25 protein-coding genes and 1 tRNA gene are annotated in these 26,657 nt (G+C 57.3%); 17 read left to right on the top strand and 9 right to left on the bottom strand.

Going from position 1 to position 26,657, the window contains the following annotated elements; translation table 11 throughout:
- Positions 1 to 240: 240 nt before the first annotated feature.
- Positions 241 to 615 carry a SpoIIAA family protein gene (locus NUH88_RS09040; protein WP_257771549.1) on the top strand — a complete coding sequence of 125 codons (375 nt, stop codon included), beginning with the start codon at positions 241 to 243 and terminating at the stop codon, positions 613 to 615.
- Between the two features lie 16 nt (positions 616 to 631).
- Here NUH88_RS09040 and NUH88_RS09045 read toward each other — a convergent pair whose 3' ends face one another.
- The 3 genes from NUH88_RS09045 to polA are packed head-to-tail and all read right to left on the bottom strand — an operon-like array spanning position 632 to position 4,393.
- Complete coding sequence (locus NUH88_RS09045) at positions 632 to 1,159, bottom strand: GNAT family N-acetyltransferase (protein ID WP_257771551.1); 528 nt, start codon at positions 1,157 to 1,159, stop codon at positions 632 to 634.
- A complete protein-coding gene (locus tag NUH88_RS09050) occupies positions 1,156 to 1,542 on the bottom strand; it encodes a VOC family protein (RefSeq protein WP_257771552.1) in 387 nt (128 codons plus the stop codon). Before NUH88_RS09050 ends, NUH88_RS09045 begins: the two co-directional genes overlap by 4 nt.
- A gap of 13 nt (positions 1,543 to 1,555) precedes the next feature.
- Positions 1,556 to 4,393, bottom strand: coding sequence for a DNA polymerase I (polA, locus tag NUH88_RS09055; protein ID WP_257771554.1), 2,838 nt, complete (start codon positions 4,391 to 4,393; stop codon positions 1,556 to 1,558).
- 180 nt (positions 4,394 to 4,573) lie between these two features.
- Between polA and NUH88_RS09060 the strand changes: the two genes are divergently transcribed.
- Positions 4,574 to 5,194 (top strand): class I SAM-dependent methyltransferase, encoded by a 621-nt coding sequence (locus tag NUH88_RS09060; RefSeq protein ID WP_257771556.1) that lies wholly within the window; start codon positions 4,574 to 4,576, stop codon positions 5,192 to 5,194.
- Here the strand turns inward: NUH88_RS09060 and NUH88_RS09065 are convergent.
- The gene (locus tag NUH88_RS09065; RefSeq protein WP_257771557.1) at positions 5,191 to 5,376 is read right to left on the bottom strand and encodes a zinc-finger domain-containing protein; all 186 of its coding nucleotides are present in this window, start codon (positions 5,374 to 5,376) and stop codon (positions 5,191 to 5,193) included. The two genes, NUH88_RS09060 and NUH88_RS09065, sit on opposite strands and share 4 nt — an antisense overlap.
- Before the next feature lie 114 nt (positions 5,377 to 5,490).
- Here NUH88_RS09065 and NUH88_RS09070 point away from each other — a divergent pair, with 114 nt between their 5' ends.
- From NUH88_RS09070 to NUH88_RS22290, 8 genes are all read left to right on the top strand, one after another.
- Complete coding sequence (locus NUH88_RS09070; protein WP_257771559.1) at positions 5,491 to 6,492, top strand: ABC transporter ATP-binding protein; 1,002 nt, start codon at positions 5,491 to 5,493, stop codon at positions 6,490 to 6,492.
- Positions 6,482 to 7,519 (top strand): alpha/beta hydrolase, encoded by a 1,038-nt coding sequence (locus tag NUH88_RS09075; protein WP_257771561.1) that lies wholly within the window; start codon positions 6,482 to 6,484, stop codon positions 7,517 to 7,519. Before NUH88_RS09070 ends, NUH88_RS09075 begins: the two co-directional genes overlap by 11 nt.
- Before the next feature lie 90 nt (positions 7,520 to 7,609).
- Positions 7,610 to 7,686 (top strand) — tRNA-Arg (locus NUH88_RS09080).
- A gap of 101 nt (positions 7,687 to 7,787) precedes the next feature.
- A complete protein-coding gene (locus tag NUH88_RS09085; protein WP_257771563.1) occupies positions 7,788 to 9,425 on the top strand; it encodes a site-specific integrase in 1,638 nt (545 codons plus the stop codon).
- A 372-nt stretch (positions 9,426 to 9,797) separates the two neighbouring features.
- Entirely contained in the window at positions 9,798 to 10,871 is a 1,074-nt protein-coding gene (locus NUH88_RS09090) for a DNA cytosine methyltransferase (protein WP_257771565.1), read from the top strand.
- Between the two features lie 84 nt (positions 10,872 to 10,955).
- Positions 10,956 to 13,907, top strand: a complete 2,952-nt coding sequence (locus tag NUH88_RS09095; RefSeq protein WP_257771567.1) for an ATP-binding protein — start codon at positions 10,956 to 10,958, stop codon at positions 13,905 to 13,907.
- On the top strand, positions 13,879 to 15,636 hold the full coding sequence (locus tag NUH88_RS09100) for a response regulator receiver domain (RefSeq protein WP_257771569.1): 1,758 nt from the start codon (positions 13,879 to 13,881) through the stop codon (positions 15,634 to 15,636). The genes NUH88_RS09095 and NUH88_RS09100 overlap by 29 nt, the downstream gene beginning before the upstream one ends.
- Positions 15,637 to 15,729: 93 nt before the next feature.
- A complete protein-coding gene (locus NUH88_RS22290) occupies positions 15,730 to 16,149 on the top strand; it encodes a very short patch repair endonuclease (RefSeq protein ID WP_372743554.1) in 420 nt (139 codons plus the stop codon).
- 224 nt (positions 16,150 to 16,373) lie between these two features.
- Here NUH88_RS22290 and NUH88_RS09105 read toward each other — a convergent pair whose 3' ends face one another.
- Entirely contained in the window at positions 16,374 to 17,549 is a 1,176-nt protein-coding gene (locus tag NUH88_RS09105) for a Fic family protein (protein WP_257771570.1), read from the bottom strand.
- 224 nt (positions 17,550 to 17,773) lie between these two features.
- Between NUH88_RS09105 and NUH88_RS09110 the strand changes: the two genes are divergently transcribed.
- The 3 genes from NUH88_RS09110 to NUH88_RS09120 all read left to right on the top strand — a co-directional run bounded on the left by NUH88_RS09110 (position 17,774) and on the right by NUH88_RS09120 (position 19,879).
- The gene (locus NUH88_RS09110; protein WP_257771572.1) at positions 17,774 to 18,343 is read left to right on the top strand and encodes a recombinase family protein; all 570 of its coding nucleotides are present in this window, start codon (positions 17,774 to 17,776) and stop codon (positions 18,341 to 18,343) included.
- A gap of 46 nt (positions 18,344 to 18,389) precedes the next feature.
- A complete protein-coding gene (locus NUH88_RS09115) occupies positions 18,390 to 18,668 on the top strand; it encodes a hypothetical protein (protein ID WP_257771574.1) in 279 nt (92 codons plus the stop codon).
- 896 nt (positions 18,669 to 19,564) lie between these two features.
- A complete protein-coding gene (locus tag NUH88_RS09120; RefSeq protein ID WP_257771575.1) occupies positions 19,565 to 19,879 on the top strand; it encodes a hypothetical protein in 315 nt (104 codons plus the stop codon).
- 278 nt (positions 19,880 to 20,157) lie between these two features.
- Here NUH88_RS09120 and NUH88_RS09125 read toward each other — a convergent pair whose 3' ends face one another.
- The 3 genes from NUH88_RS09125 to NUH88_RS09135 form a co-directional block, all read right to left on the bottom strand.
- Positions 20,158 to 20,430, bottom strand: coding sequence for a hypothetical protein (locus NUH88_RS09125; RefSeq protein ID WP_257771576.1), 273 nt, complete (start codon positions 20,428 to 20,430; stop codon positions 20,158 to 20,160).
- 106 nt (positions 20,431 to 20,536) lie between these two features.
- A complete protein-coding gene (locus NUH88_RS09130) occupies positions 20,537 to 21,610 on the bottom strand; it encodes a dienelactone hydrolase family protein (protein ID WP_257771577.1) in 1,074 nt (357 codons plus the stop codon).
- Between the two features lie 121 nt (positions 21,611 to 21,731).
- On the bottom strand, positions 21,732 to 22,004 hold the full coding sequence (locus tag NUH88_RS09135; RefSeq protein ID WP_257771579.1) for a helix-turn-helix domain-containing protein: 273 nt from the start codon (positions 22,002 to 22,004) through the stop codon (positions 21,732 to 21,734).
- Positions 22,005 to 22,107: 103 nt separating this feature from the next.
- Here NUH88_RS09135 and NUH88_RS09140 point away from each other — a divergent pair, with 103 nt between their 5' ends.
- From NUH88_RS09140 to NUH88_RS22295, 4 genes are all read left to right on the top strand, one after another.
- Entirely contained in the window at positions 22,108 to 22,749 is a 642-nt protein-coding gene (locus NUH88_RS09140) for a helix-turn-helix domain-containing protein (RefSeq protein ID WP_257771581.1), read from the top strand.
- 265 nt (positions 22,750 to 23,014) lie between these two features.
- Complete coding sequence (locus NUH88_RS09145) at positions 23,015 to 24,622, top strand: FMN-binding glutamate synthase family protein (RefSeq protein ID WP_257771582.1); 1,608 nt, start codon at positions 23,015 to 23,017, stop codon at positions 24,620 to 24,622.
- A 1-nt stretch (position 24,623) separates the two neighbouring features.
- Positions 24,624 to 25,004, top strand: a complete 381-nt coding sequence (locus NUH88_RS09150) for a metalloregulator ArsR/SmtB family transcription factor (protein WP_257771583.1) — start codon at positions 24,624 to 24,626, stop codon at positions 25,002 to 25,004.
- 41 nt (positions 25,005 to 25,045) lie between these two features.
- On the top strand, positions 25,046 to 25,672 hold the full coding sequence (locus NUH88_RS22295; protein WP_372743565.1) for an SdpI family protein: 627 nt from the start codon (positions 25,046 to 25,048) through the stop codon (positions 25,670 to 25,672).
- Positions 25,673 to 25,814: 142 nt separating this feature from the next.
- Here the strand turns inward: NUH88_RS22295 and NUH88_RS09160 are convergent, their stop codons facing one another.
- Positions 25,815 to 26,648, bottom strand: coding sequence for an XdhC family protein (locus NUH88_RS09160; protein WP_257771584.1), 834 nt, complete (start codon positions 26,646 to 26,648; stop codon positions 25,815 to 25,817).
- Positions 26,649 to 26,657: the final 9 nt, after the last annotated feature.

Raw genomic sequence — 26,657 nt, forward strand, 5'->3', positions numbered from 1 at the left:
CTCCGGTAAAGAATGCGAAAGGCCGCCCCCGGGCGGCCTTTTGTTCTTCCAGCCTCCCAAAAAGCTTCGTCATCCCGGGCCTGATCCGGGATCTTGTGCAGTCAGCCTCAACTCCGACCCCGAAAGATCCCGGCTCTGCGGCCGGGATGACGGCTGGCAGGCTAACGCGACATCCCGTCCCTACGCTCCACCCATATCCATTCCCATATGCAATGAAAGCAACGGACCGGAGACCCCGCAATGATCAGCATCACCAAACCCGCTCCCAACCGCATCGATATGGAGTTCAAGGGCGAGAGCATCGACGAGGAGACGATGCGGAGCGCGATCGAGCAACTCATCGAACTCGCCAAGGATATCGAACATGGCCGGTTGCTCTACCGGCTGCACCACTTTCCCTGGCCGAGCCTTGCGGCCGTCGGCGTCAAGCTCGGACACCTGCCGGAACTCTTCAAGATGCTCGGCCGCTTCGACCGCTGCGCCGTCCTCAGCGACGAAAGCTGGCTGCGCACCGCGTCCGATATAGAGGGCGCGCTGATCCCGGGGCTCGAAATCAAGGGGTTCAGGTTGGACGAGGCTGCGGAAGCAGAGACGTGGCTAGCCAGCGAAGATTGACCGCACGGGCTGAGACCTATCGCTCCAGCTTCTTCTCGAACACGTGCGTCGCGACCTTGTAACCGAGGATGTCGGTGTCGATCCGGCCGGTTTCCTCGTAGCCCATGGCACGGTAAAACACCGCCGCGCGGGCGTTGAAGACGTCGCATTCGACATAGACGGCCGTGTGACCGGCTTTCCGGATCTCCGCCTCCGCATCCTCCAGCAACGCTCGACCGACGCCGCGGTGCTGGTAGTCGGGCAGGATCTGGATGGTCTTGATCTGCCGCTCGATCAGGAACGAGAAACCAACCACGCCGGTCTTACCGTCGTCGGCGTCCGCAACCCTGCAAGTCTGCCAGGCATGGTCGACGAAGGCCTGCCCCAGATTTTCGTTCCTGTACCGCGCGGGCACAGCCGGCGGCATGAACGGCATCCAGGTCGCTTCCCAACATTGGTCCATGATCTCGACCATGCGCGGCTTGTCCCGTTCTTCCGCCTGGCGGGCTGTGACGGCAAGGGGCTTCGCTTTCGGCTTCTGCTTCGGTCTCGGCAGTTGGCTCATTGTGCCTCCCGATTGTGACAGACCGCCTGCAGCTTGTTGCCGTCCGGGTCGCGGACATAACAGGCGTAGTAATTCCGGTGATAGTGCGGCCGCAAGCCGGGTGCGCCCTCGTCGCTGCCGCCATGGGCGAGCGCCGCTTCGTAGAAAGCCCGGACCGCGGCCCGGTCCGGCGCGAGGAAAGCGATGTGGCTGCCGTTGCCGACACTCGCCGGCTTGCCGTCGTAGGGATACATCACCCAGGTCTGGTTTCCCTTGGGCTCTCCGTATCCGGCATATCCCTCGCGCGAATAAAATCGTCCGATCTCGAGCGTCGCGAAGACCGCATCGTAAAAGGCCGTCGCGGCAGCGAAGTCGTTCGTCCCGAGAGTAACGTGACTGAACATCCCCGCCCCGCTCCTAATGCGCCTCGGCCCAGCTGTCTCCGGTGCCGGCATCGGCGACAAGCGGCACCGAGAGCTCGACGACAGGCTCCGCCGCACTCTCCATCACCCGGCGCACAACCTCCGTGGTCTTTTCGATCTCCGCCTCCGGCACCTCGAACAAGAGTTCGTCATGCACCTGGAGCAGCATCTTCGCTGCCAGCCCCGCGTCCGCCAAAGCCGGATTGATACGGACCATCGCCCGCTTGATGACGTCGGCGGCCGAGCCCTGGATCGGCGCGTTGATCGCCGCCCGTTCCGAGAAGGCGCGGCGCGCCGGATTGTTGTCCTTGATCCCCGGAATATGCACCCGGCGCCCGAAGATCGTGGTGACGTAGCCGGTCTCCCGCGCCGCCGCCTTGGTCTCGTTCATGTAGTCGCGGATGCCGGGGAAGCGCTCGAAATAGGCGTCGATATATTTCTTCGCCACGCCCGGCTCGGTGCCGATCTGGCGCGCCAGTCCGAAGGCAGAGATGCCGTAGATGATGCCGAAATTGATCGCCTTGGCATTGCGCCGCGTGATCGGGTCCATCTCCGCGAGCGGCACGCCGAAGACCTCCGAGGCGGTCTGGGCGTGAATGTCGATGCCGTCGCGGAAGGCCTGTTTCAGGCTTTCGATATTGGCGATATGGGCGACGAGGCGCAGCTCGATCTGGGAATAGTCGACCGCCAGCAGTTTGTTGCCCGGCTCGGCGACAAAGGCGGTGCGGATCTTGCGCCCCTCCTCGGAGCGGATCGGGATGTTCTGCAGGTTGGGATCGTTCGAGCTGAGCCGTCCAGTACTCGCCCCGGTCATCGAGTAGGAGGTGTGGATACGCCCGGTCTCGGGGTTGATCGCCTCTACGAGTGCATCCGTATAGGTCGATTTCAGTTTCGAGAGCTGGCGCCAGTCGAGCACCCGGGCCGGCAGGTCGTGCCCCTGGGCGGCAAGATCCTCAAGGATCTCGGCGCCGGTCGCATAGGCGCCGGTCTTGCCCTTCTTGCCGCCCGGAAGGCCCATCCTGTCGAACAGGATCTCCCCCAGCTGCTTCGGCGAACCGATATTGAACTCCTCACCCGCCAGCTTGTGGATCTCCACCGCGAGCTCGTCGAGCCGCTTCTCGAAATCCTTCGACATGTCACGCAGGATCTGGGGATCGACCTTGATACCCGCCTTCTCCATCCGAGTGAGCACGGGGATGAGCGGCCGCTCCAGCGTCTCGTAGACGGTCAGCAGACCCGCCTTGGGCAGCTCCGGGCGCAGCGTGCGGTGCAGGCGGACGGTCATGTCCGCATCCTCGGCCGCGTAGTCCAGTGCCTTGTCCAGCGCCACCGCCGAGAACGGGATCTGCGTCTTCCCCTTTCCGCAGACATCGGCGAACTTGATGTTTGTATGGCCGAAATGCAGCTCCGAGAGCTCGTCGAGACCATGTCCGTGCAACCCGCCCTCAAGCACATAAGACATGCACATCGTGTCGTCGACCGGCGTCACGTTCACACCGCCATTGGCCCCGCGCGCCAGCACGAGCAGGTCGTACTTCGCGTTGTGCAGTACTTTCAGAACCGAAGGGTCCTCGAAGAGCGGTTTCAGCAGTCCGAGGGCCTTGTCGCGCGGGATCTGTTTCGGCCCGTCGCCGTTTCCGCTGTCGCCGAGCAGACTGCCCTGCGCCTCGCCGTCGGTATGGCCGAGCGGGATGTAGCAGGCCTTGCCCGGCACCACGCTCATCGAAACGCCGACGAGCTCCGCCCGCATCGCGTTCAGGGACGAGGTTTCCGTGTCGACGGCCACGGTGCCTTCGGCCCGCGCCAAGGCGATCCAGCGTTCGAGATCCGCGATCTCCTGCACCAGTTCGTAAGCGACATCACCCTCCGGGCTGGGCGAACCGACCGAACCCTCTACCGGACCGCCGCCGGCGGACGCCGCGCCGCCGTCGGAGAGCTCCGCCTCGAAGCGCGCGATCAGCCGTTTGAACTCCATTTCCTTGAGAAATGAGAGCACGGTGGCGTCGTCCGGATCCTCCACCGTCAGCCGCTCAAGCGGCTCTTCCACGCTGACATCGTCCTTGAGCCGCACCAGCTCGCGGGAGATCCGGGCCTGCTCGGCGAACTCGATCAGGTTCTGCCGCCGCTTCGGCTGCTTGATCTCCTCCGCCCGCGCAAGGAGCGTGTCGAGATCGCCGTACTCGTTGATCAGCTGCGCCGCTGTCTTGATACCGATACCCGGCACGCCCGGCACATTGTCGACGCTGTCGCCGGCGAGCGACTGAACGTCGACGACCTTCTCCGGCCCGACGCCGAATTTCTCGAACACCTCGTCGCGGCCGATCGCCCGGTTTTTCATCGGGTCGTACATGTCGACCCCGTCGTCGACGAGCTGCATCAGGTCCTTGTCGGAGGAGACGATGGTGACCCGCATCCCCTTCTCCTTCGCCTGCCTGGCGTAGGTTGCGATCAGGTCGTCGGCCTCGTAGCCCTCCATCTCCAGGCACGGCACGTTGAAAGCCCGGACGGCGTCGCGGATCAGCGAGAATTGCGGGCGCAGATCCTCCGGCGGCTCGTCCCGGTTGGCTTTGTAGTCGGCGAAGATCTCGTTCCGGAAAGTGAGCCGCTTGGTATCGAAGATCACCGCGACATGGTCGGCCTCGATATCCTCCACCAGCTTCAGCAGCATGTTGGTGAAGCCGAAGACCGCGTTGGTCGGCGTGCCGTCCGACCGGTTCATCGACGGCAGCGCGTGAAAGGCGCGGAAGATATAACCGGAGCCGTCGACCAGATAGAGATGATTGTCGCCGTTCGAGGCGGCGGTCTGATCTTCGGGGATGGCGAGATCGGTCATGGATGCGGTCCAGCTGAGGGTCGGGGGAACCTTGGGCGGAGTCTAACCACCGGACGATCCATGACAAGCGAATTGGAGCGTTCGCGGACCGCGGTACATTGAACCCGCCCCGGCAGCGCTGTAATAAGCCTTATTGCCGCGAACGTGAGCGGCTTCAGGGCGAACCGGACGACGCACCCCATGTTCACAGCACTCCATGTCGGCTGCGGCCGACAGAGCACAGAAATTCTTCCGGCTTTCGATTGGGGCGGGAGCTGGAAAGAAGTGCGCGTCGATATCGATCCGGCCGTGAGCCCGGATATCGTCGACGACATATCCAGCCTATCGAGCGTGCCCGACGGCTCGGCGCATATGCTGTTCTCGAAGCACAATATCGAGCATCTCGACTATCACCAGGTCCCCTCTTGCTTCGCGAACTTCCATCGGGTGCTGGACGACACCGGATTTGCGATCCTGCGAACGCCTGACCTGAAACTGATCTGCGAATCGATCCTCGAGAACGGGCCGGAAGCGGTGCACCATCACAGCCTCATCGAAGGCCAGATGCGTGCCGTGAAACTGCTCGACATGCTGTTCGGCGCGAGCTGGGCGATCGAGGAAGGCAATCACTTCATGGCGCACCGGACGGCGTTCACGGCGGAAAGCCTAAGGGCGAAACTCTACGACGGCGGCTTCGAGCACGTGCAGGTATTCACCGATGCCAGGATCTTCGAGCTACGGGCGATCGCACTTAAAAAGGTTCAGGGGAATGTCTTCTGGCAGGAAACCGGCCAGACACCTCCGGCGCACGGCGTCGCCTAAGCCGCGCTTTCGCCCGCGACAGGCTTGCTGTAGACGAATTCGCGCGAGCAATAGGGGCAGGTGACCTTGCCGGTATCGTGGTCGATCGTCAGAAAGACCCGCGGATGACCGAGCGCGCCCTTGCCGCCATCGCAGGCGACGCGCTTTTCCGTAACGGTGACAACTTCGAACGGTTTTGCCATCTGACTGGTCCTTCCACGTCCGGGTACCTATATTGAGGCCAAGCTCAATCCCGGACTGCCCGACGATAATAGCCGTTCGTTGCGCTTTTTCAATTGCCTGCAGAAGGTCTTTCCGTGCCGACCGAGTGTCAGATCCGCCCCGTCGCTCCCGAATTCGCCCTCGAGGTCAGGGGGCTCGAGAAGCTCTATGGCCGGGCCGGCAGCCCGCGGCGCAAACATGCGCTGAAAGGCGTCGATCTCGAAGTACCGCGCGGCTCGATCTTCGCCCTGCTGGGCCCGAATGGCGCCGGTAAATCCACCCTCATCAACATTCTCGCCGGGATGGTCAACAAGACCGCCGGAACCGCGAAGATCTGGGGCATCGATATCGACGAGGATCCGCGACAGGCCCGCGCCGCGATCGGCATCGTGCCACAGGAACTGAATATCGACGCCTTCTTCAGCCCCCGCGAACTGCTCGACCTGCAAGCCGGGATGTACGGAGTGCCGAAATCCGAGCGCCGCACCGACGAGATCCTCGAACTCGTGGACCTCGCCGACAAGGCGGACGCCTATACGCGCTCGCTTTCCGGGGGTATGCGCCGGCGCCTGCTGGTCGCCAAGGCGATGGTGCACAATCCGCCGATCCTGGTGCTCGACGAGCCGACAGCCGGCGTCGATATCGAGCTTCGCCGCAAGCTTTGGGAAAATGTCCGCGAGCTCAACAGGCGCGGCGTGACCATCCTGCTGACGACGCATTACCTCGAAGAAGCAGAAGAACTCTGCGACCGTATCGCGATCATCAATCACGGCGAGGTCATCGCCTGCGACACCAAGGAAAACCTGATGCGGAGGCTTGACGCCAAAACCGTCACGGTCACCGTCGCGGAGGCCCTGCCCGAAAACACCGCGAGCCTGCCGCATGCGCTCGCGTCCTTCTCCGTCGAGATCACCGGCCCGCAGACGCTGGTCTTCGCCTTCCGCAAGAGCGACGGGCCGATCGCCCGCATCCTCGGCGCCATCGCGTCCGCCGGGTACCACATCCAGGATATCAGCACCGACGAGAGCGATCTCGAGGACATCTTCCTCGAGCTCACCAGCGACAAGCAGGAGGCCGGCCGCATTCATGCGGCATAACGCGCGCCTCAGGGCCTGTCTCGCCTCCCTGTTCCTGACGATCGCCGCCGCCTGCGCTCCCGGAATTGCCCCCCGGATGGAAGCCCACCGCCCGGCGGAAATCCGGCCCGAGACCATCGTGATGCAGGACGGCGCACACCTGCCCTACAAGCGCTGGAGCCCGGACGGCCCGGCAAAGGCCGCCGTCATCGCCCTGCACGGCTTCAACGACTATTCCGGCGCCTACAAAGATCTCGCCCCCCTGCTGGCCGCGCGGGGATTGCTCGTCTTCGCCTACGACCAGCGCGGCTTCGGCGGCACGGTAATGCGCGGAGACTGGGCGGGCACCGAGGCGATGATCCGCGATCTCGACACGGTGACGGAGCTGCTGCGCGCGGCCTATCCGGAACTGCCGGTCTATGCCCTCGGCGAAAGCATGGGCGGGGCCGTGATCATGGCCGCGCTCGGCGGCTACAGCCCGCCGCGGCTCGACGGCGCGGTGCTGTCGGCGCCCGCGGTCTGGGGCCGCAATACCATGATCCCGTGGCAGCGGGGCGCGCTCACCGCCGGCGCGCATCTCGCGCCGCGCATCCGGGTCCGCCCGCAGAGCCTGCCGAAGCTGCCCTCGGACAATATCGAGATGCTGCGGCGGCTCTATTACGATCCGATGATGATCAAGGAGACCCGGGTGGAGACCGCCTGGGGCCTGACAGGCCTGATGGATCGGGCCCTCGAGGCCGCGCCCCTGCTCGATATGCCCCTGCTGGTACTCTACGGCAGAGAGGACGGGATCATCCCCCGCGCCCCGACCTGCCGCATGCTGCGCACGCTCCCCACCGGTGCGGACGATGTGCGGCGCTGGCGCCTCGCCCTCTACGAGAACGGCTACCACATGCTGTTCCGGGACCTGAACGGCGGCGCTGTCAGCGCCGACATCGCCGCCTGGCTCGCCGATCCTGCCGCTCCCTTACCGAGCGGCGCCGAGGTCGCGGCGCCCGCCGGCGCGCGCCCCCTCCCCGACTTCTGCGGACGCGCCGCCCCAGAATAGCGCACCGCCGCTTTCCCCTTGCATGCGCACGCGCGCGCAGGTAGGTTCCGCGTCGCTCGCTGCCCGGACTTTCCGGAGCGGCCCCGGCATGCACCCGTAGCTCAGCTGGATAGAGCGCTGCCCTCCGAAGGCAGAGGTCAGAGGTTCGAATCCTCTCGGGTGCGCCAATTTTCCGCAGTTTCGCCAAAAACCGCAGATTTCCTGATAACCGACTGGGTTTTCACCGCTTTCGCCAGCCGATAATGGTACAAAGCGTGGTACAAAACCGATGCCGGTCTATCGAATTATGCATCTCTTCAAAGACAAGAACGGGACCTTCAGATACCGCCGAGGGGTACCTGCTCCCCTTCATCCGTATATTGGCAAAACGGAGATAAAACGTAGCCTCAAGACCAAGGATCGCGGAGAGGCCGAACGAAAGGCCGAGATACTGGACCGCGAGACGGAAGCCGAGTTCGAGATAGCGAGACGTGCCCTCGCCGGAGCGGTTATCCCCGTCACATCCGAACAGTTGCGTGAAATCCACGAAAAGCTCGAAAAGACCGAGGTCTTCGCGAAACGCCTAGCCGCCCTCTACACTCCCGAATTGGCACGAAAGGACGCAGCGAAAGATACGGCCGACAAGATCACTTTCTCGCTCATCTCGATAGACATGGGAGACACAGGGAAACACGACCTGGTCATCGACGATTTACTTTCCCAGTATCGACTTTCGAACACTCCGGATAATCGACAGCAGGTGTTTCAGGTGATCTCCGAGGTCACATTGAAAGCCCTCGACCAGCAGCTCAAAGTCCTTCGCGGCGAATCCATCGCTCCTCAAACGACATCTCATTGGGCTCCCACCCCGGCACATGTTCATCCTGTTGCCGCTGTCGAGCCAACAGACCAAAGCCCGCCGATATCGGAGATGTCGGAGAGGTATATCCGCGAATCAGGTATGGCCGAGCAGACCGCAAACGAAACGCGGAGAATGATTGGCTGGTTCATCGAACTCAAAGGCGACAGGAGGATCAGATCGATCACGAGAAACGACATTCTGGATTTTCGTGACAGCATCGCCAAACGCCCCGGACGTGATGCAGGAAAACGGGTCTCCAGCGTCACAGTGCAAAAGTACCTGAACCTTCTGAGTTCCATGTTCAAAGTCGCCACCGAAGCCAGCGAGCTCGAACGAAACCCGATGCAGGGGCTGAGGAAGCTGAAGGCCAATCGAACACCGAAAAAGCGGCAACCATTCACCACAGAAGAGCTAACAACCATCTTCAACGGTGACTGGTACCAACCTCACACCGAGCGAAACGCCCGCTTCTGGGTTCCTTTGCTATCGTTGTTCACAGGAGCCCGCCTGAATGAGCTCGCCCAACTTCGCGTTTCGGACATCACTGAAGAGGCAGGCATATGGTGCCTTTCCGTAGTCCGGGACGACGCGGCCGAGGAGGAAGACGACACTGAGGGGCATGTGGTGGGAGCGACATTCGTCAAGAATGACGGCTCAACGATCCGGACCGTGCCGCTGCATCAAAAGCTTATCCGGGTCGGCTTTATCGACTATGTGCTTAAAGTTCGACAGTCAGGCTCCATCCAGCTCTTCCCGGAACTGACTCCGGATAAATTCGGTAAGCTTGGCAAGACCCTGGGCGGTCAATTTGCGAAGTACAAGAAAGCCCTCGGCTTCGAATCACAAACCAAGGTCTTCCACAGCTTCCGCCACGGTTTCAAGCAACGCTGCCGCAGTGCACAGACGCCCGAGGACACGCACGACTACATTACCGGCCACACCAGTCAGGCAGTCGGGCGGAGCTACGGCTTTGAGGCGGATATCTCGGTGTTAAGGGAGTTTGTGGACCGGATCGAATATCCGGGTTTGGATTTGGGGCATCTGTATTCCCCCTCCACGAGCTGAGCCTCCTCATGAAAATATAAGGGATCATGAATAAGCGGTTCTGACGTCAATTCTTCCAATGATTCGGGACCAGATACATCAATCAGAATCGGAAATAGATGCCGTGATCTGTTCCCTTGATAACCAGCCCGCCCCAATACCATCCATTGGGCCCTACAGCCGCACTAGCGACCATAGGCTGCAAGCACCTCTGAACCGCTCGATTGAAAATTAGCTCGACAATTGCTCTAACAGTGCTGTTCAGGATGCGTCAAAATCGTTAAAGTGCATCAGAATCATAAGGCTAGACATTATCTCCTCAGGGTGAAAATTTCCCTTTCGGGAATAGGGGATAGATGCGATTGACCACAGTTAAGTTGCTTGAACAATATCATGACGGCAAATCAACCAGCCTCCTACAACAAGGTACAGCAAGACCAACTGACCGCAATTGACCTCTTTTGTGGCTCGGGTGCTGTCACACTCGGCTTGAAAAATGCCGGATTTTCGGTTGCAGCTGCCGTAGAAATCGACCTCATCGCATCAGAAACTTACCGAGCGAACCACCCAGAAGTTCATCTGATCCGCAAAGATATTTGCGATGTGGACTTGAATGTGGACTTGCCAACCAAATTTCCATCCGGAGTAGATGTCATTGCAGTATGTGCACCGTGTCAGCCTTTTAGCAATCGGAACCGTGCACGCTCCGAATCAGATAGTCGGGTCGCTCTTGTCCTGGAAGCACTGAAGTTTATCAAGCATTTCAAGCCTCGTGTTGTGTTTGTAGAGAACGTACCCGGGCTGGAACGCAATATGGTTTTTGAGCGGTTTTCCCTAGAATTGATAAGCCTCGGGTACTCCGTTGGCCATCCCCATACGCTCGACGCGGCCGACGTTGGTGTGCCTCAACGACGCCCCAGAATGACCTTAGTCGCGGCGAAAGACCGGGGTCTGTTAGAAAAAATTTCCGGAATCGACAAGGAACCATATGCGACGGTCCGTGACGCCATAGGCGACCTAGGCACCCCGCCATCTATAAAATCAGAGACTCCGCCATCGGACCCAATGCACGTCTCCCGCCAACATCATCCAATCACGATGAAAAGACTGAAGCACATCCCCAAAGATGGCGGCAGTAGAGATGCCCTCCCAGACTACTTAGTTCTCGCATGTCATCGAAATCTAAAGCCGAACCAATTCCCGGATAGCTACGGACGCATGAGGTGGGATGACGTTGCCCCCACCCTAACAACCGGATGCACGGACCTTACCAGAGGCAGATACGCTCATCCGGAAGAAGATCGGGCGATTACCTTGCGAGAAGCAGCCAGGTTACAAACTTTCCCTGACACTTATATTTTCGCTGGCAATGCTGCTCAAATTGCATCGCAAATCGGGAACGCAGTCCCTCCCAAGATGATGAAATCGATTGCAGGGCGATTTGCTTCGTGCCTTCTAAAACCATAAACAAATCGCTCCGGCCGGGACTCTTCGGCGGCGAGACTGGATGCACGGGTGGCGAAGCTAAGAGTTAGAGCCAGAGCAGTCGACATGTTGGGACGGCAACAAATTGCCGGTATCCCGACCGCACTTCATGAACTGCTAAAAAATGCCCACGACGCGTACGCTGAGCGGGCCGAAATCGACTTCATCCGTCGGAACAGAATGCTGGTCCTACGTGATGACGGATATGGGATGACCAGAGAGGATGTCGAGAACCGCTGGCTGACGATCGGGACGGAAAGTCGGGTCGGTGCAAATAAGCTTAAAGACAGCTGGACGGGCCCAAAGAATCTCCCCAGGCGTGCATTAATGGGAGAAAAGGGGATTGGTCGGTTGGCGATAGCGGTCATTGCTCCCGTCACCCTATTGATGACTCGGGCTATACGTCCCGATACGGGCCTGAATAATCTCGTTGTAGCTTTAGTCCATTGGGGCCTGTTCGAGCAACCGGGCCTCGATATCAGCCAGATTGATGTTCCTATCGAAGAATTTCCCGACGGGACTTTGCCGGACTCGTCGGACATAGAAAATCTAAACAGACAAGTAATTGATAATATAGACCGCCTCAGCGGCGACATCGGAGCAAGCTCAGCCAACCACTTAAAATCTACAATAGCGAACTTCCGATTTGACCCAGAGAAGATGGATAAATTCTTCTCTAATCAATCAAAAAACTCCTTAAGCCTTAAGGAAAACTCTTATGGGACGCATTTTGTAATGCTCCCCACGGGAGCAGAGCTTGAAGATGACATTCGTAGAAAAAATAGTGATGAAGCTTCGCAGTTAGAGAAGGTTCTCTTAGGTTTTTCAAATACAATTGATGGGAGGGAACCAGTTCTTGCCACCGCCTTTCGCGATCACGCCCTTGATGGCGAGGTAATCGAACGCATCTCGGAAAGAGAATTTCTCGGCCCAGATGATTTCAGGAAAGGTGATCATTGGCTAGACGGAAGCTTCGACGAATACGGGCAGTTTCGAGGAAAAATATCCATATACCATCAGGAGCCAATTGAATTTGTGTGCAATTGGCCGGATGGCAAAGGACGCCCGGCTAAATGCGGGCCATTCAGCATAAAATTTGCCTATGTAAATGGCGACGCCAAGTCCAGCCTTCTCTCCCCAGAGGAACATAAAGAAATCAAGTCAAAGCTCGACCTTATTGGCGGCCTTTATATATATCGAAATGGAATTAGGATTCTTCCCTACGGAAGCTCGGATTATGACTTTCTCGGAATCGAGACAAGGCGAGGGAAAAGTGCCCAAGATTGGTTTTTTGCATACAGACGGTTCATTGGATTTGTATCAATAGACCAAGATCACAACAGCTCTTTAAGTGAAAAAGCAGGCCGAGAGGGCTTTCGGCAGAACATCGCCTATCGTGATTTTCGCGATATTCTTACAAACTTATTTGTCCGATTGGCATTGGAATTTTTCCGCACTTCTTCTCCGCAGTCCGACCAGTACTGGGACAAAAACAAAGAATTAAACAGAGAATTTCGAGCATTAGAACGGCAAAGAAAAAACGCATCAAAAAGAAGAAAATACCTAGATAACTCCTTAAAGGAATTTTTCGAAAAATATGAGTCTGACAATTATAAAAATACATCTGACGAGATAATTACAGAAGCAGAACGGCGACTCGATTCATTATCGAACCTTTCAAGCAATACTGAACTCGCATTATACCTGGATGATGTTGAAGAGGATTTCATTGGAAAAATTCGAGGTTTAGAGGCCCAAATTGTCATTTCAAAACCGCGAAACCTCTCGCTTCGCGGCCGACTTGAGAAAGATTGGAACGCGTATCTAAGGATCGCAGAGAAACTCAAGATTGAGCTAGTCGATCAAATTCGAAATAAGCTGTCCGCACGACTTGCCGACCTCCGAAAATCGCGAGTCGACCCAGCCAGAACCCGCGAACGCTCTATAGCCGCCCTCGCGGCCGAACGAACAGACCTCGTAAGGTCGTTGACGGACTTGAGAAACCAATCCTATGCGGCCACCGAGAGTATGCGAGCATCTCTTCGAGCAATGATCAAAGAGGAATTCTCAAAATTCCGTGCCGCAGTCGAAGAGCTTATTTCGGACTTCACTTCTCGTTCCGCAAAAGACCCGGAAATTATCGATCAACTTCGCGGGGAAATCGAAAGTCGACTTCTGGAGATACGAAATACGGAGACCGAGTTCTTCAATTCAATTCGAAGGAATATGGAAGATTTGGCCGAAGACCTCCGTGAAGGCCAAACTACGGAGGATCGGCTGGGGGCAATCGAACAAGAAATGATCCATCTGGAGGCTAAGGTCGAGTTCCTTAGCGACTTCGCACAAGTCGGTATGTCCGTCGGCATTCTCCAACACGAGTTCGAGAAAAGTGCTCACGATCTACGTCGGGCGATGAGGGACCTAAAGCCCTGGGCAGACGGAACCCCAGATTTGAGAGTAATCTACAACCGAATGCGGCAGTCGTTCGACTATCTGGATGATTACCTCAAGACTCTTGATCCGTTGGGCCGACGAATGGTGCGACGCAAGGTCGACTTGAGAGGCGATGACATTCGTATCTACCTCCACCGAATCTTCGACCGCCGCCTCAACGAAGACGACATTGAACTCATAGCGACAAGTCAATTCAACGGCAGGGTTGTAAAATGCCACGCTCCGACATTGCTCGGTGCATTTGTGAACGTTCTGGATAATGCGATCTATTGGGTATCAAATGGTGCGGACGGCGAAAGGAAAATTACTCTTTCGGCGGATGATAAAGGGTTCTTAATATCCAATACAGGCCCTGGGATCGAAGAAAAGGTCAAGGACCGCATCTTCGACTTTGGCGAGAGCACGAGACCCGGAGGCAGAGGCATGGGCCTGGCGATAGCCAGAGATGTTCTAGCCCGGGACGATTTCAGGCTTGAGCTAGCCCAATGGGGGCGGGACAAGCAGCCTATATTCCGAATTGTTACTGAGCAGGATAATGATGACGACGATCATGACGACGGATGATACGGTAGGACAGTCGACGGAAACCCGTTGGAAGGAACATTGCAAGACTGCATTGAGAGAGTTCTTACTCAATGCAGTCATTATAGACGACCAGCCATATTTAGAATCAAAACTCGAACAAACCCCGAAGGTTGCAAGCATCAGTCCGGCCCTAGATGACTTCGGCAGCACGGAAGCACCGGCTCAGCTCCCTTCCGAAGAGCCCTCGATTAACAACGAACCGCCCCCCCTATCTGGCGAAAAGACTGATATTGATCACGGGGATTCGCTCCATGATCTCGATGTGCGACAAGGAACGGATGCATTCACAGACGAGGGCATGGGATGCTCTTTCCTCTTTCCCTCCGACACCGATACGCCGGATATCATATTCGAACGAGCAAAGAACATGGCTCGGTCCGCAGATATTATTATTATTGATTGGTATCTCCGGGAAAAAAAATCCGACTTAACAAAAAGAGCTATCGAGGAAATACTACAAGATGACAAAAAACAAAATGGAAGATTAAGGCTTTTTTGCATCTATACCGGACAACCGGATACAGATGATATACTCACTCAGCTCAACTCACTGTGTCGAAGTCATTTAAGTAATTTGAAAATAGACAAGAGTAATTCCTTAATATATTCAGATAATTTCTGCCTTGTCGTATTAAACAAGCAAAATATTTCAATTTCCAATCTGCCAAAAGAATTAGTGAACCGTTTTTTCTGTATTGCAGATGGTATCTTGCCTTCATTTGTTCTCAGTGCCATATCGGCGTTGAGAACAAACGTACATCATCTGATAACTAGATTTCCGAAACACCTTGACTATGCATATGTAGCAAATCGGCTTATCACCGATCCGCCAGGTGATGTCTCCGAACTAATCCGCGAGCTATTTGTTTCGGAGTGCGATACCGCTGTCGGATTAGAAAGAGTTGCGGACAAATATTTGGAAAATGACGCGATGCTACTATGGCTAGAACATCGTGAATCTTCCGGAAACCTTACAAAACCTGTTAACGGGGGCAAAGGATTAAATATTGATATTAGCTTAATTCAAAACCTGATCTCTAATGGGTTTGACTCCTCCAAAGATGAGTTACTGCACAACGGAGCGTCAGTTAAATTTCAAGAACACAAAAGAAAATTAATATCTCATTTTCTTTACGAAAGCGAAGAAGAATCAAAAATTAGAGAAGCAGAATTTTCCCGACTTGTCACCATGAAAAGAGAAGCATTTGGAAATACAAAAATATTCTCCCAGGACGACAATTGGACACCAAGTTTAACTCTTGGATCTATTTTAAGAATAAATCACGAAAATTCTGACGAAGAATACATATATTGCCTAACCCCAGCCTGCGACACCGTACGCCTGAATAAAGACGGACGCCCATTTATGTTTATATTACTTCGCGAGTCTCCAGAAAAAACCGGGATAATATTAAAAGACACAGATGGCAATCAAATAAAACTATCTACATCTAAATTTGAATCCGCGTCGGTCCGAATCTGGAATTTCGTCGGAAACGAAAAACTAGGACGAGTGCTTTCTTACAGGGCTGCCGATAACCGTTTTCTTTTCACCGCCAAATCTGGTGAGGAGTTCGAGTGGATGGGAGAGGTTCGCGGCCCTAGAGCACAGAACCATCTTTCTGAAATGACAAAACAATGGATGCGATTTGGCATCCTCGATTCCGAATACCATCGACTAGCTGGAAAGGGGAAATCCGAATATTAAGGTGCGGAAGAATTCGGGCTGACGATCACAAAGCCGTGGTTTACGGGACGTGTCTCGCCTGACTGGACCTTAGTTGGACGCCCAATAGAGACTATGGATACGCTATCACAGCCCCAACGGTCGCGGCTTATGTCCAGAGTGCGATCAAAGAATACCAAACCTGAGCTTATGCTGCGGAACGCACTCTGGAAGCGGGGGCACCGATACCGGTTGGGAAAGATGCTCCCGGGGAAACCTGATGTCTCGTTTGGTAGAGGCCGGGTCGCCATTTTCGTAGACGGCTGTTTTTGGCACGGCTGCCCCGAACACGGATCAATTCCAAAGACAAACACCACATTCTGGATCAGCAAGATCGCCCGCAATATGGAGAGAGACAGACACGTAAACTTTCTCCTGGAGAATATGGGGTGGCACGTCATCCGCGTCTGGGAGCATGAGATCGAACACTCTCTTACAAGCGTCGTGACCCTTATCGAAACCACCCTGACGCATCGACGAGAAATCCACACCTGATCGTCGGATGCTCACTGCTATCAGCCTCTCGATCAACTGGCTCAATAACCTTCGCATCGTAAAGCTCAAGCACAATAACTTGCGTTGTTTCCCAGAATCGAACGTTTCTGAGACATCTCATCGTGCCCCGACTGCGAGCTCGAGACGGCCGGTCTACAGTTCTCATAACTGTATCTCGAAACTCAGTCTCTCAATCTCATGCCGTTTGACGTTTTCGAGAATCGCTATGCCCCTTCATGCAGCAGGTCCAGGTATCGGCGGTAGGCATAAACCCGGCCTCGTCGTTTACCGGTGATCTCCTCGACGATGCCCATCTTCTCCAGGTCAGCCAACGCGGCGTTCACCGTTGGTGTCGTCAGACCGGTGGCTGCTCTTGTGGCGGGGCCGGAGATAAACGGACGGGTCTGCATCGCCTCATGCACTCGCAGGACCGACCCGGCTCGAACACTCTCCAATGAGATGCGGTCCCGATCCGTCCGAAAGAGCTCGTCGATACCCGTAGCGGTCTCGAATGCCTGATTCGCTATCTCGATCACACCATCCAGGAAGAACTCGATCCAAGCCTCCCATGCCCCTCGTTCCCGTACCTCCTGGAGGAGGCGATAGTAGTCAGCTCGGTGGGTCTTCAGGTAGAGGCTGAGATACAGCAGTGGTTGACGGATCACACCCGTCACGATGAGGAACAGGGTCACGAGCAAGCGACCGATGCGTCCATTGCCGTCCAGGAAGGGATGGATGCTCTCGAATTGGACATGCAGGAGCCCGGCTTTGATCAGTGCCGGAAGATTCGGCGTCTCGTCATGCATGAAGCGTTCGAACTGATCGAGGCACAGAATCATCTCTGCCACCGGCGGCGGGACATAGATGGCGTTTCCGGGACGTGTTCCACCGATCCAGTTCTGAGTGGTTCGGAATTCTCCAGGCATCTTCGATCCGCCACGCCCCTCACGTAGCAGCCGTTCGTGCATCTCCCGAATCAGCCGAAGGGAGAGCGGCAATGAAGACAGCCGGTCGAGCCCGTACATCATCGCGTCCACGTAGTTCGACACTTCTCGGATATCGTCGACCGGCTGGCCCGCCTCGGCATTCATCTCGAACAGAAGCAGATCGTCGAGGGTCGATTGGGTGCCTTCGATCTGCGAGGAGAGAACCGCCTCTTTGCGAACATACATGTACAGGAACAGCGGCTGATCAGGCAGTCTGGCCGCAACGCCGTCGAGGCGACCCAACGCCCTCTCCGCCTCAGCAAGTCGGGTCACGATAGCCGGGGTAAGCGTGAGCGGTGGCTCCGGAGGGAGAGACGGCGGAATGAACGACCGAACGATCTCGCCCCCCACCGGCGTTTCCATGTATTTGCCCAGGCGTGAGCCGGGTTGATCGTCGCTGCTCATGCTGGCCATTTTACCAATCACTCTCCGCTAGTAAAGCGAAGCGTATTTGATTTTACTAACGGTGAGCAATTGATAAAATTATCCTCTGATCCATTATTCAAATAAAAATCCCTATAATCGATTTACATGACTATTTATTAGAAGCATTTTGAATGTATAAATCATCAAATTATTGACTTTAACTGAAAATTATGCAATAATATACGCTGCATAGATAAGTATAGGATGTCGATATGCAGATCGGATACTGTCGTGTTTCTACCATTGATCAGAATCCAAATCTTCAGCGAGACACTCTAAGCAAAGCAGGTTGTGAACGGTTGTTCGAAGACCGCATGACCGGCACCAAGAAGGATCGACCAGGCCTGACCGAAGCTCTCGCGTTTGCCCGTCCAGGGGACACGATCACGGTTTGGCGGCTCGACCGCCTGGGTCGATCCCTCAAAGACCTCCTCGAAATCGTTGCCGACCTTGAAGAACGCGGTGTCGGGCTCCGCTCCCTCACCGAATCCATCGATACGTCGAGCAGTGGCGGTCGGTTGATCTTCTCGATCTTCGGTGCCATCGGCGAGTTCGAACGAAATCTGATTCGCGAACGCACTCTTGCCGGGCTGGACGCAGCACGTCGTCGAGGTCGAACCGGTGGGCGACCCAAGGCACTCTCCGAACGCGATGTCCTGGCCGCAAAGGCGATGCTCAACGAAGACAACCTTACAGTCGCCGAGGTAGCCGGTCGCATGGGTGTCAGCGTGCCCACACTCTATAGACATGTTCCCGGCGGGCGTGCAGCATTAGTCGACTGATTAAGCCATAAGCACAACCAAAGAGAGATAGAAGCGGAGGATATCCATGGGATCGCCATACTGTCGCGGGCAAGCCAAGATAGAGCACAATACGACCAAGCAAGTCTTTACGATCTCTCCCAACGATAGCGTCTGGCAGCATGTATCGTCGACACCACGAGAGATGGGATCGGAAAACCACTACGAGTTCACCGTAGAGCACGACGCACTCGGCACGCTCACGTGGTCCGTTTGGGAATACCCGGAGGGCGTCTACAACGAACAAGAAACCGATTCGGGTCCCCATAAGGTCATCGAGAACCTGGACGTCGGCATCAATCCCTAGAACGACGTGATCATTGACGAACAGTCGGCTTCGCGGCTACCCGCCGCGAATCCACGGATGGTTGACCTGCTAATCGAATGGGATCAGGCGGCACGAGCTCGTAACGAGGACCTGGTTCGAGGCCGAGTTTCTCGCGAAGCCCTTTCGAGAGAGACATCATTTAGAAACCATCGGCGGGTGAAACGAAGTTTCTCGCGACGATGATTTTATCCATATTGAGGTAGAGTGTTTGCGTGAGACGCTTGCGTCGGGAGCGAATACTCTACCTCGACATGGAGAAAGGCAGGAACCACTAGCATAGTACCTACCTACTGGAGCATCTCGGCTCCATTCGCGAGAGCGATCCCCACTCAACTCATTGATTTTTAGTCATTTTGATAGTCAAAATACGTCCAGAGAGCGTCGGGCATTCCCTTGGTGGAGACTTCGCCCGGACCTTTATTGGACTTTCCCTGATATCTCCATACATATCGAGAAACACGACTAAATGGAGAATATCGAGTATGTCCCGAACGATCACCCACAAAGACAAGCACTACGTTTCAATGACGAAAACCGAGCTGAAGGCAATCATCTCCGCCATGGCGGAGATGGCATCGATAGATGACCTCGACGACCGAACCAGCCGTAATCTCCAACTCATGCAAAAGGCAGTTCTCGTTCGAGGAAAGAATCCGAGCCGGGACACCCTCTAATACTTTCTGAAGAATTGTGAGACGCTCGAAATCGAGACCCGGTACCTCAAACGTGATTCCTCCAACAAGGGAGAGCGTTCGCTCGTCGCGTTCGAGATTGGTGATGAAAACGGAAGTCAGTGGGCACCAAAGCCGAAGGATGATCGCGTCGCGTTCTACAACGCCCGTCGCGAATTCTGCCTCCATCTCTATCAGAAATCATTGGAAGCTCTCGGCTTCAACGAAACCACCGTCCCGAATCCGATGCCAGGTGCGTTGAATGAGGCGTTCGAGGAGGTCGCCGAGCCATATTTTCGAGCCCTCGCAGCCATGCAGAATGAAGCAACACAGGATCGCATGGAGTACAAGGACCTCATCGTGGCGGTGCGACAGACGCAATCCGAATTGGCCAAACTGGCGAACGATGTACGAGAGAAATGGTACGAGAAATTCGATAAACGCCTCACAAGAGTTGAAGAGAACATCAACCTGCTGTTCTCGAAGCTAGGGGAACTGGATCAACCCCAAGCCGCCTAGAAGGCCATCCCTCGCGTCGACATCGGTGAACACTCGCCAAGGTCGACCTTCCTCCCCAGCCACTGCGAATGGAGCCTGGACCGCTTCGTCGAGAGGATTTCGAAATCCAGCGACTGCTCCTCGAACACGCCGCACTGATGTGCAAGCGCGCTGTACTCGAACGACGTGGCGATGACCTTCTGCGGTCGACCTCGACCCAGGTCCGGAAGTGATCCCAGAACGAGCGGAACTCCTTCTTGTCCATCTTGGTGAGATCACCACGCAACTCGGCATGAGCGTCACAGAACCGGGTCAGCGTCGGCTCGCGTTCCTCTTCCGTCGCCGCGATGATCATCCATGACAGAATCCAATCCGCACATGGTGATCTGACCCGGACGCGGTGCGATGGTGAACCGGTAGTCTCGCAACCAATCCTCTTGAGCCGTCTCGATGGCCCATGACGCCCGATCGCCTTCAATCAATTGAAGACGACCGAGGATCGAGAACGCCATCATACCGTCGTCGTTCGGATGCCCGCGTCCGATCAGAATTTCCCCGGTGATCGTACTCAATCTCGCCTCCCTACAGTCATGAGAACTGAAAAGGGGTGACGCCACGCGGCATCACCCCCTTTATCGGACGACAAAGCACCGTTGCCGGTGCCCGCCGTGGTCGATGTCAGGACCCGATATGGGTGGCGAAGAACTCGACCGTCCGGGTCAGGCCATCCGTCGCCGCATGCCCGTTGCGGCCGATATGAGCTCCACGCTTGGCACAGCCCTTCACCATCGAGCCGACGAACTCGGTCCAGGACTTGCCGACAGAGACGTACTCACCGGCCCGTTCCTCGCCGTCGTCGCCGATCACCTGCTGTGGGCACTCGTTGAACTGCCATGCCTGGGCGTACCACCACACATCCCGGTCGCTGATGAATCCGTGACGGGCACCCTCGTACTTCACGATCTCGACCGAGGCTCCGTGGTTCCGCATGCCCTCGGCGTTGATGTCGCAAAATGCGGGATCGGTGTAGTCGTCAGCGGCACCGACCAGCATCAGCACCGGAGCACCGGTCGCCACATGATTCTCGAATTTCGATCCGCATCCCGGATAGATCGGGACATGTGCCGCGAATCTCGGCTCGCCCGGCAGCACCTTCGAGACGAAGGCTTCATTTGCCGTCAGATTGGATACCGTGCCGCCGAACGAGAATCCGGTGACGCCGATCTTCGCCGGATCGACATCCGGACGTTTGGCGAGAGCATCGAGAGCCATGAGAGCATCGACGACACGCGAGGCACGGGAAAGCTGACCCTGATTCCGGGTGGTCTCGTTGATGCCGCGACCGGAATAGCTATCGGCGAAGAAGCTGCCGATACCCTTCGCCAGGAGTGCGTCGCGAAGATCGTCCTTCCAGGGCTGATAGTTCGGATGATCCGGTTGGCCCGAGCCATGCTGCACCACCACGACCGGATGACGGCCGTCTGCCTTCGGCAGGTAGAGGGTGCCGGACAGATTGTGCGAGGTCTTCTTCCAGGTGCCCTGGTACACGTCACGCATGAAGTCCATGTCGTAGCCGACATACGAAACATCGGTCTTCGTATACGGCAGCTCGGCCTTCGCGGTCTGCTCAGCCGGGACCGTCGAAGACGCAGTCGATCCGCTTGTCCCGGTGGTCTGACATCCTGCCAACGCCAGCATTCCGACGGCGACGACACCCATACCGAATCTCAATCTCAACGATATTCCGTTCATGCATTTCCTCCTGTGGTCATGACGACTGTTCGGCCTCGCCAGAGCACGTTGGTGAGGCCCGTTTGGTTGATGATGGAAGGGAAGAACCGGCATCGAGCTGACACCGGAATCAGAAGAAGGCTCAGCCTCCAGCCTGCTTGCGAGGCAGATATTTGCGGGGGACGCCATCGACATAGCGATCCGGCCACAGCGTCTCCGGCTTCTCGTCCAGAGCGTCGGCGATGATGCGTTCCATCTCCGGCCAGGAGACCCGCAACGCCCGTGCAGCGGAGTTCGCGTGATAGCCATGACGACGCGACAACTCGGCCAGAGACAACCCACGACGCTGAAGCTCGCCTTTGATCCGGATCGAATCCCAAGCATCGTCAGTTTGTTCTTGACGAAGAACATCCATTCGTGCACGTTTCCCCGTATATTGAGCATCAATGAGATAATTCGCTCATATACACGAAATTTCGTACTATGTCCATGCTCTGGGCTGGACGAGGTGTGTCCTCATGGAAGGCTTGGCCGGGCGACTGAGAGAAGCGAGGCAACAACTCGGCCTCACTCAAGCGAAGCTCGCGGAAAGATTCGGCATACCCTACAGAACCGTCCAGGATGGCGAGCTTGGCCACTCCACGCCTGGAGCAAGGGTCTTGGCGGCTTACGCACAGCACAATGTAGATGTGAATTGGCTGCTGACCGGAAAACGGATCAGCGACGGGACCAAAGAATCAGAGCCGAAAGCCAGAAAATCATCGGCTCCGATCAAAGGCCGTAACTTTCGCATCCGGAGCCGAAGAGTGGTCCAAATCCCCCATTATGACCCATTTGATCCAGACAGCTTCGATCCAGACAAGCCGGATAGCGTACTCTCCATCACCCCATCGAGGCTGACGGCTTACAGCATCGATTATGCAATTCTGGGACGCGAAGATGCAGAATTAGCAACCACGACAGTAATCGACGAAAGCACCTCGGGTGGTTTGAAAAAAGGCACTCTGGTGCTGTTCGACACGTCGGTGCGTGAGAAGCTTCCGGCAGAGCGATACATCGTTCGCGATGGGAAAGTTCTGACCGTATCGACGAAGGAACATTTGGGTCCGGACCAGACAGTTCTGGGAAGGATTGCGTACGCATTGACGCCGCAATCTTAGCCATCGTCCCGTTGGCCCTCCGGCTACTTTTCAGACACCCCGGCGGTACAGAGCAACAGTACAAGATCGACATACAACGCAATTTCCCGTAGGGTAGCACCAGTCCTGAAATGCGTTGAAATTCAGAAAGTTACTGGAAGATCGGCATTCGTCGAGGCACTGTGTTTGGCTAATCCTCTCGGGTGCGCCAATCTTTCCCGGACATATCACTTCCATCTTCCCGGCCCGACTCCCGGCGTTTACGCTTGAGAGCAGGATCGGCGTCATGTCGGGGGAGGTCCTGGTGCGTTTCGCGTTCTTCGCTGCGGTTGTCGCGGCCGTTTTCATTTCGGCCGGGCTCGGGCTCGCCGGTTTCTGGTGGGCATGGTTTGTCTTCGCCGTCGCCGCGCCGCTGGCTCTGCTCGGCATCTGGGATCTTGTTCAGGGCCGCCACAGCCTGTTGCGGAACTATCCGGTGCTCGCCCACATGCGCTGGCTCTTCGAGGGGATCCGGCCTGAGATCCGGCAATATCTGATCGAGAGCGATGCCGACGCCTTCCCGTTCAACCGGGAACAGCGCTCGCTCGTCTATCAGCGCGCCAAGCAGGAGCAGGAGACGGTGCCGTTCGGCACCCAGATGGATGTCTACAAGGCGGGCTACGGCTATTTCACCCATTCCCTCGCCCCGGTGCATCCCGCCAGTCACGATTTTCGCCGCCGCGTCGGTGGGCCGGATTGCGCGCAGCCCTACGACATCTCCCTCTTCAACATTTCGGGCATGAGCTTCGGAGCGCTCAGCGGCAACGCGATCGCCGCACTCAACAAGGGGGCCGCGGCCGGCGGCTTCGCGCACGATACGGGCGAGGGCTCGATCTCGCCGCATCACCGGCGCCATGGCGGCGACCTGATCTGGCAGATCGCATCCGGCTATTTCGGCTGCCGCACCGCCGACGGGCAGTTCGATCCGGAAAAATTCGCCGCCACCGCATCCGATCCGCAGGTGAAGATGGTGGAACTCAAGCTCTCCCAGGGCGCGAAACCCGGCCATGGCGGCGTACTGCCCGCCTCCAAGATCTCGGCCGAGATCGCGGAAACGCGCGGCATCCCGAGTGACCGGGATTGCGTATCGCCGGCGGCGCATCCGGCATTCTCGACACCGGAGGGACTGGTCGATTTCATTGCCGAACTGCGCCGCCTCTCGGGCGGCAAGCCGGTCGGTTTCAAGCTCTGCGTCGGCCATCCATACGAATTCATGGCGATCTGCAAGGCGATGATCGCCCGAGGCAGCTATCCGGATTTCATCGTCGTCGACGGCAAGGAAGGCGGCACCGGCGCCGCGCCGGTGGAATTCACCAACAGTCTCGGCATGCCGCTGCGCGAAGGGCTGCATTTCGTCCATATGACGCTTACCGGCGCCGGGATCCGGGACCGGGTCCGCCTCGGCGCCAGCGGCAAGATCATCTCCGGCGCCGATATCGCGACCGCTCTGGCTCTGGGCGCCGACTGGTGCAATGCCGCCCGCGGCTTCATGTTCGCCATCGGCTGCATTCAGGCCCGCGCCTGCCACACCAACCGCTGCCCGACCGGCGTCGCGACGCAGGACGAGAGCCGCCAGCGCGGACTGGTGGTGGAAGACAAATACAAACGGGTGGCGAACTTCCACCGCAACACGTTGCGCGGTTTCGCCGAGATGCTGGGCGCCATGGGACTGGACGATCCGGGCCAAATCCGGCCCGAGACCATGCACATCCGCTCGACCGACCCGACGAGTATCCTGCATCATCGCCTGAGGCCCGGTCAGCTCTTCGAGAAGGAATGCCCGGTGGCTTTCTCCGATCCATGGAGCCTCGCCCGGATCGACAGCTTTCGCCCGTCGGACGCGAGGGACGGTTGAAATGAATCCGACGGCGAGAGCGAGCGACACATCGGTTGACAATAATTTCGTTATTTTGCTAAATAACGAAATGAAAGCCTCGAGCGAAGATGTGTATTCCGCCCTCTCAAGTCCTGTTCGTCGCCAGGTCCTTGGCCTGTTGCGGGAACGCGCAATGAGCGCCGGTGAACTCGCGGATGAAGTATCGGTCAGCAAACCGACGCTCTCTGGACATCTGAACATCCTCAAAGGGGCAGACCTCGTCACCGTCGAACGGCTCGGAGCGGTTCGCCTTTACAGGATCAATCTCTCAGTCGTCGAAGAGGCCTTGGCGAGCCTGATGCAATTGCTCCGGATCGACACCGGCTCCTCAGCCTTTGAAAAAGAAAGCAAAACAACATGATAAAACACGGCCTCAAGTGGAGTGCCAGTTTGCTCGCTATCATGTGCGCGGCCTCAGTTTATGGATGGATCGCGCTGCCTAAGGAAACGGAGTTCCCCGTCCACTGGAGTCTTGACGGCACCCCTGACAGATACGCGGGAAAGATCGAGCTGCTCTTGATCCTGCCCTTAGTGGCTATCGTGGCCACTTTAGTCTTTACGATAGCCCCGCGGTTCGAACGGCGCAGGCGAAACCTGCTTCGGAGCCGGCCTCTATATCTGACGGGTTGGATCGGAGGTATTGTCGTCACCACACTTGCGCATCTTGCTATTCTGCGCGTTGCGGTGACCGGATCCCCACCGGCTTTTGACCTTATATTCATTTCCGCCGGTCTGTTGATGACCGTCTTGGGGAACTATCTGGCTAAGTCGAGGGCGAACGTCCTTGCCGGAATCCGAACGCCCTGGACGCTCGCGAGCGACCATGCTTGGGTAACGGCAAATCGGATTGCCGGCTGGGGTTTTGTCGCAACTGGAACTGCGACAGCGTTGTCGGCACTGATATCCTCTCCTGCGGTGCCGACACTGGTCCTACTTGTCGGGCTTGCCGTCAGCACGATCGCCAGCGTGATCGTCTCCTATCGTGCATGGCGCAACGATCCGGACTCCAGGACCTCAAACCGCTCCTAGCCAATACCTCTTCCCTCGTGCCATAGCCGGAAGGGAAGCAACCACGCGGATCAGCAGCAGATCGGAGTCGTGTCCACAGCCCGATCCAGAAGACGTCGCAACAGCGCTCTGACGCGGCGCAATCCCGTCCCCAAGCGGCGTCTCATGCCGTCGCCCGCCCGCCAGTCTCGGCGCCGTCCCTTGCCTTTTGCCGCCGGACCGCCACCAGTTCTGCCATGATGGAGAGGGCGATTTCCTCCGGCTCTATGGCGTTGATGTCGAGCCCGGCAGGCGCCTTCAGCGCGTCGCGCCGGGTCTCCGACACGCCGCGTTCCGCGAGCTGCCCACGCAGCGCCTGCGCCTTGCGGCGGCTGCCGACGAAGGAGACGAAGCCGGCATCGCTTCCGAGCGCGGCGGCGAGCGCTTCGCGGTCGCGCTTGCCCTGGGTCGCGACGACGACGAAATCGCGCTGCCGGAGATCGAGCCCGTCGAGCGCGAAACCCTCGTGCCTTGTCGCGTCGGCAGCGAAGCCGTCGAGATCCTCCGCGAGGGCCGCCGCCGTCACCCGGTAGCCGAGCGTCGCTGCAAGCCGCGCCAGCACCGTCGCGACCGGCGAGCCGCCGCAGATCACCACGCGCGGCGCCTGACGCATCGGTTCGATGAAGATGTCGACGGTGCCGCCGCTCGGACAGCCGCTCTTGTGCAGCTCGACCCCGTCCCGATCCAGCCGCTCGACCACTTCGTCGCCGGGCTTCACACGGATCAGGCGGGGCTCCCCGGCCGCAAGCACTTCCGCCGCCGAGCGGCGCACGGCGCCCTGGACGCAGCCACCGCCGAGGAAGCCCTTGATCGTCCCGTCGGAGAGCACCACCGCCTTGGCGCCTGCCTTGGCGCTGGTGGCGTTCTGGGTCCGCACCACGGTGGCGACGCAGAATTCCGCTTCCCCCTCCATCAGCGCCGCGATCGCGGAGAAGACATCGTCATGCTGCCGTTCCATGCTTTCGCC

Origin of the sequence: Nisaea acidiphila, from assembly GCF_024662015.1 — a bacterium.
Classification (GTDB): Bacteria; Pseudomonadota; Alphaproteobacteria; order Thalassobaculales; family Thalassobaculaceae; genus Nisaea; species Nisaea acidiphila.